This window comes from Candidatus Poribacteria bacterium (genome assembly GCA_026702755.1).
Taxonomy (GTDB): Bacteria; Poribacteria; WGA-4E; order WGA-4E; family WGA-3G; genus WGA-3G.
Genome location: JAPPBX010000122.1, coordinates 18,754 through 27,205, shown reverse-complemented (window position 1 = coordinate 27,205; position 8,452 = coordinate 18,754). Strand labels below are relative to the sequence as shown.

The following is an 8,452-nucleotide window of genomic DNA, read 5'->3' as shown; positions in this document are numbered from 1 at the left end:
CAGAAGTTTATTAAGCTTACCAGAGAAGCGGAAAAGCTCTAATAACGTTCCGTACGTTTTGCTGAAAACTGCCCCTTTTTGTGCAGCGTCAAAAGAGACTGCCCCTTTTTGTGCAGCTTAACCGCCTTGATGCAGGGATTTATCGCTAATTCAGCCCTTTTTACATTGGCACGGAAATTGCATACATTTCTGCATCAACAACTTTTAGTTTTTCGTAGGATATGTAAACAATACCCTTGGAGGTAATAACGAATGAGTGCAAAAAGAACCTCAGGTGCCTTTATGACTTCCTTGGTTCTTCACGTGATCATAGCTGCTATTGCTGGCATTTACCTTGTCACGCAAACCGAGCAGTTCAAAGATCTCGTTGGTGCCGAAGTGCTCCAACCGAAAGAACCACCGAAGCCTAAGGTACGAAAACCTGTTGTAAAACCTGTTATTAAGCCGACTGTTCCAACCCAGAACACCGTTGTCGTCGAACAGGTTCAGGTACAACCCCGTGTAACGACTGCGTTTGTTGCCAAGTCGAACTTCCAACCGCAGACGGTACTCGAATTTTCCAACCAAACCGTCAAAGTAGACGCACCGATTAACCCGAACGTTCCGAGAGTGGTTACACCAAACGCCCCCGTGCCGACAGTTGTAACACACGCCGACCTCCCCGTTTCGGATGCACCCGGTGCCTTGGCGTTCTCCGCACCCGTGGCAACTGCGCCTTCCGCTGGACCGGCTAACATCGGTCGTGGTGTCGCAGGGACCGCAGTGCAGGTGAAGGTCGCCTTTGAACGTCCACCCGGACTCGCGATGGTTGAAAACGTCGGTGCCGCACGCGATGCGCTCGGTGATGTCGTTGAAAACATCACACTCGGTAACGTTGAAGTACCACCCCTGCCCAGAGGCGAACCCGGTGGTCGTGTTATCGGTAAAGGTAAAGACATCCGCGGCGTATTCCGTTTCACACGGATCCGCCACAGTCTCTCTGACTGGTGGGCTGATGCCTCTTCCTTGAACGCATTGACGAAGTGGCTCAACGAACGTACCAAAATTAAAACTGACATGAACGTTGAAGGCGGCGCATTGAAACTTACAGATGCCAACCTCTTCAAGACACCTTTCGTCTTTATGACAGGACACGATCCATCACTCGTCCGTTCTCGTAACTTGCTTGGACGGCAATATGGTGGTGGTAAGATGGATAGCCGTCTCACCGAAACTGAAGCCGCTGGTATGCGTCGGTATTTCGTTGAAAAGGGCGGATTCCTCGTCTTTGACGACTGCGGTGTGAATGCGCCTGCACAGGCGATGATTCGTCTCTTCCTCGCACAGATGCGTTACGTCATGCCTGAGTATCAAATTGAGCGGATTCCCAACGATCACGAAGTCTATGACAACTTCTATGAAATGGGTGGTCCCCCCGTCGGTTTCGACATCTTCTGGTGGGGTACACGTCCGCCGAAACGGAACTACCTCGAAGGTATCTCCGTCGGTGAAAAGTTGTCCGTTATCGTTGTCCGTCGTGACTACATGTGCGCGATGGAGTCTGTCAGCCTCCCGACACGTAGTGTCCACTATTCACCCGGTGTGTATCGTTTCATGACGAACGTTGTGGTGTACGCGTTGACACACGGTCAGATTTCTGACTACTCCGGTTACGTGCCTGAAGACACGTTAGCCAAGAAAGAACTCCCGACCCGCGCGCCTGAAGCTGCGAAGGTCAGTGGTTTTGAATAGAGTTTTTGTCCCTAAGCGCGGTTCTTAACCGTGTGCTTATTTAGGGCTATTCGGTTATCCTCCAAGGGCGGCTGAATAGCCCTAATATTTTGAATTGATTCCAACCAATTTCTTTTCAAGCGATCCGAACACAACCCCCAATTTCCTCATCGGATTTCGTCAGTTTTTCACAGAGCGTTTCATAAATAGTTTGAGAGTCTTGTCGAATAAGGGCTTCTCATGCAAGAAACCCCCTAAATCCCCCTTATCAGGGACTTGCGATATATCCACTATGGATGTGGATGTAACCAATCCAGTGGAAATATAACCTATGCGTCCAGAACCTAACATCCGCGACATAATTCCTAAAAAATCCAGATTTTTTCACTTTTTTTCAAATTATGCAATTTTTCCTGCCTAAAATCGCGTCTTAAAAAACAGCAGCGGGCATGAACTGCATTGTATCGTTTAATTCTACAAGACTCAGCATTTGATTAATCCTTTTGGCAAATGTGAACGTGCCCAATCTGTTCGTTAGGAGGAAACTTCGTGGAAAGAGAAGACGACGTTCAGTTAATTCGCAAAATTCTGTCAGGCGACGACGAGGCGTTTAACGCTTTAGTTCAAAAGTATCAAAAAAGTGTTCATACCCTTGTGTGGCGAAAAATCGGCGATTTTCACTATGCTGAAGAGATTACGCAAGACACTTTTCTCCAAGCTTATGAAAAACTTTCGACACTCAAGGATCCGAGTCAATTTGCTGGGTGGCTCTACGCCATTGTGAATCGACTTTGCATTGGTTGGATGCGAAAGCAAAAGCCTGCGATGCAACCGCTGGATGACACGTCTGTAAAAGCAATAGATAACTTAACTTACGAGCGTTATATATTGGATCAGCGCGAGGCAGAAGCAATTGAGCGTCGTTATGAAATCGTTGAAGAACTTCTGGCAAAACTGCCGGAGAGTGAACGCACGGTAATGACCCTCTACTATCTGGATGAAATGACAACAAAGGAAATAGGCGATTTCTTGAGTGTGCCGGTGAATACCATTGTGAGTCGGCTCCACCGGGCACGAAAGCGTTTACAAGAGAAAGGGGAATTTCTTCAAATGCCAAGTAATAATCAGCAACAAAATCTGGCAACGCAGATTAAAAACCACCATAGATCGGGCGAATTTGATAAGGCTTTAGAAATCAGCGCACGGACACTGAAATCCAATCCACCGAACTTAGAAGCGTATGGTTCTCGCTGGAAACTGATAGCCGAAATGTTTCCAGAGGAAGAGGGAAAAAAAAGGATTTGCGCTGAAATTGAAGCTTTGCTGAGAACACATCCAGAAACCCTGGAAGTGTTAGAGGCTGCCTACTGGGGATATAGACATCTTCCGGGTCTCGCCAAAAACGTCCCAAGCAGTTTGTTTGATAAGATACTGCAACATCCCCGAACCGAAATTTATCTGGCTGCATTATTCGGGTTAGTTGAACGGAGCGAAGAGGCAGGTCAGAAGTGGCACTATTACCAGCGCGTCATTGACGAGTTCACCGTCTCAGATATTCCAGTCCTATCATGGTATCTGTTAGCTTATGAAGAAATGCTGAGGTTAGCCGAGGCGGATCGTTCTCTGGCAAGCGATGACTTCCTCGATGAACTTATTGATGGACTCTTGAAGGCACATCTCGCTATGTGCGAGGAGACACAGCAGTATTTCTTCGGCTGGGCTTATACTGTAGCCGTTGAATGGCGACTGAAGTTTAAAAACCGATTAGACAAAGCTTATGAAATTTTAGAACGTGCTGAAATCAGATTAAGGGAGGAAGAGGAACAGAAGTGGCTCATTGAACACAACAAAGGATCTGTAGAAAAAGAGCACAAGAGGATATCGCGCTTACGCGCTGAAATCTACCTCCAGCAGGAACGGTGGGAAGAAGCGTATGATGGGCTTAGCACAAATGCACCGGATTATCTGGGATCCCTCTGGGCAAGGTTCAACGAGCGTACCCTCAATTACTTCTATACACTCGGACAGGCGGCGGAGGGAATGGAAATATGGGAAAAAGCCAGACGCTACTATGCCGATGTGCACTTCGCGCCTACTCTTCACTCCGAAAAAGTCAGACGTACCCATATCGAGGCACACTCTGTACCTATCCCTCAAGTGGAAGGTCGCGCGGGATTAGAACGCGTCCATCATCAAATCGCACGCGGGAAAACCACCGATGCATTTGATGCATTCCTCAAAGATACCGAAGCTGAATACCGGATCCGAGAAGCTGCTGACCTCGAAAGAATCCGCCAACAACTTATCACGAATAGGCTCAATGAGAAAGCGATGGATTTTCGTTTAGAGACTTTGGAAGGAGGGACCTACACATTATCATCGATGTCTGGAAAGGTTGTTTTGCTTACGGTTGGGGTTTCACAACCCATGATGGCGACTCCAGAAGTCGAACTTGCGTATGAGAGATTGAAAAAAAATGATGATATTATCGTTTGGGGAATCAATGACGGTGAGACCCCTCAAAAAGTGCGCGAGTTTTTAGATGAATATCAGCCGCCCTGGCCCGTCCTACTTGACCCACATCGGGAAGTGAGCAAAGCTTATCAGATTCAAACAAGACCGTTTTTTATCCTGATTGATAAAATGGGGAATTGGCAATACAGTTTTGAAGGTCCACATTTGGTAAACGGTCAACCCCTAATTTGGCTGATTGAAGCACTTCTATCAGATTAGGTGATACTACGATGTTATCGTAATAAGGAGGAATTTATGAAACTTTTAAGTCGGAGAATACTGGACGTACTTTTTGTCTGCTGTGTGTTTGTTTTAGGTGCCCTGTTCTCAATGCATCACACCAAACAGGACGCGATCTCACCTACTGCCCTCGGAATCGCATTTGCGGAAACCGGCAATAAGCATCAACAGGATTTGGCGACGCAGATTAAAGTGCTTCATAAGTCAGGTGAATTTGATAAGGCTTTAGAAATCAGCAAACGCGTGCTAAAATCCGATCCACCGGATTTGGAGGCTTACGATGCTCGATGGAGATTGATAGCCAAAATGTTTTCAGAGGTGGATGCAAAGAAAAGGATTCACTCTGAAATCGAAACGCTGCTGCGGACACACCCAGAAACCCCGGAAGTCTTAGAGGCTGCCCATTGGGGATATAGGTACCTCCCCGGCGGGGTCAAGAATGTCCCAAACAGTTTGTTTGATAAGATGCTGCAATACCCCAAAACCGAACTTCATCTGCTCACACTATTAGGGTTCGCTGAACGGAGCGAAGATGCGTCTCAAAAGTGGCATTATTACCAGCGCGTCATTGATGAGTTTACCGCCTCAGATGTCCCAGAATTATCTTGGTATCTGTTAGCTTATGAAGAAATGATGTGGTTAGCCGAAGAGGACCGCTCTCTGGTAAGTGATGCCAAACTTGATGAACTTATCAATCGATACTTGAAAGCACATCTTTTCTATTGTCAGAAGACACAGCGGTGGTCCGGTTGGGCTCATACGATAGTAAGCAAATGGCGACTGAAGCTTAACATCCGATTAGATAAAGCGTTGGAAGATTTGGCGCGTGCTGAGATTAGATTAGGCGAAGCAGAGGAACAAACGTGGATTAAACGCCGGGGAGGGTCTATAGAAGAAAGGCAGAAAGACATCTCGCGCTTGCGTGCTGAAATATATCTCCAGCAGGAACGATGGCGAGAAGCATACGACGGACTCCTCGCAAACGCACCCGATTTTTCGGAATCGTTGTGGGTGAGGTTCAACGAGCGTGCCATCAATTATTTCTGGATGTTGGGTCAGTCGGCAGAAAGAATTGGTGAATGGGAAACAGCAAGGCGTTATTATGCCGATGCACACTTTGCCCCCAAGCCTCACGTTGAAGCTCGTGCCGGATTGGAACGCGTCTATCATCAAACCGCGCGAGGTGAGACCTCCGATACGTTTGCGGCATTCCTCAAAGAGACCGAAGTCGAATACCGAATCCGAGAAGCGGCGGATCTTGATAAATTCCGTCAGGAATTTATTACAAAGAGACTGAACAAGAAAGCAACGGATTTTCGGTTAGAAACTCTGGAAGGCGAAACCTACTCACTATCAGCAATGGCTGGGAAGGTTGTTTTACTCGATATTGGCGCATCGTGGTGTGGTCCTTGCATTGGGGTAATGCCTGAAGTCAAACTCGTCTACAAGCACTTCAGCAAAAACGATGACGTTGTTGTCTTGGGAATCAACGATGGTGAAACTCCTGAACAGGTGCGAAAATTTTTAGATGAATATGAGCAGCCATGGCCCGTTCTACTCGACCAGCATCAAGAGGTGAGGAAGGCTTATCAGTTTAAAGGAATCCCATTTTTTATCGTGATTGATAAAGCCGGGAATTGGCAATACAGTTTTTTAGGTTCGCATCTGGTAAATGGTCAGCCTTTAATTTGGATGATTGAATCCCTCCTATCAGATTAGAGCGTATCTCATAATACCAATTCTGATTTTTTCATCTTTTTTCAGATTATGCAATGTTTTCCGTCCAAAATCTCGTCTTTAATGGTAACGGATATGAACTGAACCATATTGTGTAATTTTACAAGACTTAGCATTTTATTAAGCCTTTTGATGAATGCGACAAAATCCAATCTGCTTGTTAGGAGGAGACCTTGTGGAAAGGAAAGACGACGTTCAACTGATTCACAGAATTTTATCGGGCGACGATGAGGCGTTCAACATTTTGGTCCGAAAGCATCAAAAGAGCGTTCACGCGCTCGTGTGGCAGAAGATCGGTGATTTTCACCATGCTGAAGAGGTTACCCAAGATACCTTCCTTCAAGCATATAAAAAACTCTCGACACTCAAGGATTCCAGCCAATTTGCTGGATGGCTCCATGCCGTCGCAAATCGGCTTTGCATTGATTGGATGCGAAAGCAAAAACCTGCGACGCAACCGCTGGATGATGCCTCTGTAAAAATAATAGATAACTTAACGTACGAGCATTACGTATCGGAGCAGCGAGAGTCAGAAGCGACCGAGTGCCGTTATGAAACTGTCGAAAAACTGCTGGCAAAACTGCCGGAAAGTGAACGCACGGTGATGATGCTCTACTATCTCAGTGAAATGAGGGCAAAGGAGATAGGCAAATCCTTAGAGGTATCGGTGAACACGGTTCGGAGTCGGCTCCATCGGGCGCGAAAGCGTTTACAAGCAGATCAGGAGCTCTTGATTCAGGAATTTCTTGGCAGTGTACAGATAACGGACTTAGAGGTTTGTGATTCTCGATGGAGACTCATCGCCAAAATGTTTTCAGAGGCGGATGCCCAAAAAAGGATTCACGCTGAAATCGAATCTCTGCTGCGGATACACCCAGAAACCCCAGAATTATTAAACACTGCCTACTGGGGATATATGAACCTTCCTGGCCGCACAAAGAATGTCCCAAACAGTTTGTTTGATAAGATGTTGCAATACCCCAAAACCGAAGCTTACCTGACAGCATTGTTAGGATTAGCTGAACGGAGCGCAGATGTCCACCAAGAATGGCACTATTACCAGCGCGTCATTGATGAGTGTACCATCTCAGATGGTCCATCATCTTGGTATTGGGGGGCATACGAAAAGATGCTGAGATTAGCCGAAGAGGACCGCTCTTTGACAAGTGACGACTACCTTGATGAGCTTATTGACCGATGTTTGCAAGTACATCTTGCCTATTGCAAGGAGACACAGCAGTGGTTTGGTGGGGCTTACACGGAAGCGGTTAAATATCGGCTGAAGTTTAACATCAGGTTAGACAAAGCGTTGGAAACTTTAGAGCACGCTGAAATCAGATTAGGGGAGGAAGAGGAACAGAGGTGGCTTGTTGAATGGGAACAGAAGTGGCTTGTTGAACCCAACAAAGGATATGTAGAAAAAGCGTACAAGGAGATCTCGCGCTTACGTGCTGAAATCTATTTTCAGCAGGAACGATGGCGAGAAGCTTATGACGGACTTCTCACAAACGCACCCGATTTTTTGGAATCACTATCGGAAAGGTTCAACGAGGACATCACAAATTACTTCTATATGTTGGGACGCTCAGCAGAAGGCATAGGAGATTGGGAAACCGCCAGACGCCACTATGCCGATGCACACTTTGCGCCTACACCTCACGCCAAAGCCCGAACAGGTTTGAAACGCATCTATAACCAAACCGAACGAAGGCCTACCGATACATTTGAGGCTTTCCTCAAAGACACCGAAAGGGAATACCGGATTCGGGAAGATACCGATCGCGAAAAAATCCGGCAGAGACTTATCGCGAATAGATTGAACAAAAAAGCAACAGATTTTCGTCTACAAACTTTGCAAGGTGAGACCTATACGCTGTCGGCGATGTCTGGCAAAATTGTTTTGCTTGAGATTGGGAATTCAAGAACGAGGGAGCACAATAGGAAGATTCCAGAAGTCAAACTCGTCTACAAGCACTTCAGCAAAAACGACGATGTGGTCGTCTGGGGTATTAATGATGGTATAACTACCCACCAAGTGCGGAAGTTTATAGATGGACATCAGGTACCCTGGCCAATCTTGCTTGATCCCCATGGAGAAGTGAGAAAGGCTTATCAGATTATGGGGATCCCATGTTTTATCTTGATTGATAGAGAGGGCAATTGGCAATACATTTGTAGAGCTCTGGATCCCACAAGCGGTCAGCCCTTAATTTGGATGATTGAGGCACTCCTATCAGATTAGGTGATAAGG

4 protein-coding genes are annotated in these 8,452 nt (G+C 46.5%); all 4 read left to right on the top strand.

Annotated features, from left to right (window positions below; genetic code table 11):
- Positions 1 to 252: 252 nt before the first annotated feature.
- Positions 253 to 1,731, top strand: coding sequence for a DUF4159 domain-containing protein (locus OXH39_24350; protein MCY3553598.1), 1,479 nt, complete (start codon positions 253 to 255; stop codon positions 1,729 to 1,731).
- A gap of 528 nt (positions 1,732 to 2,259) precedes the next feature.
- The gene (locus OXH39_24345; GenBank protein MCY3553597.1) at positions 2,260 to 4,443 is read left to right on the top strand and encodes a sigma-70 family RNA polymerase sigma factor; all 2,184 of its coding nucleotides are present in this window, start codon (positions 2,260 to 2,262) and stop codon (positions 4,441 to 4,443) included.
- Positions 4,444 to 4,479: 36 nt separating this feature from the next.
- Positions 4,480 to 6,183 carry a TlpA disulfide reductase family protein gene (locus OXH39_24340; GenBank protein MCY3553596.1) on the top strand — a complete coding sequence of 568 codons (1,704 nt, stop codon included), beginning with the start codon at positions 4,480 to 4,482 and terminating at the stop codon, positions 6,181 to 6,183.
- Between the two features lie 193 nt (positions 6,184 to 6,376).
- Entirely contained in the window at positions 6,377 to 8,443 is a 2,067-nt protein-coding gene (locus OXH39_24335; protein MCY3553595.1) for a sigma-70 family RNA polymerase sigma factor, read from the top strand.
- Positions 8,444 to 8,452 lie beyond the last annotated feature (9 nt).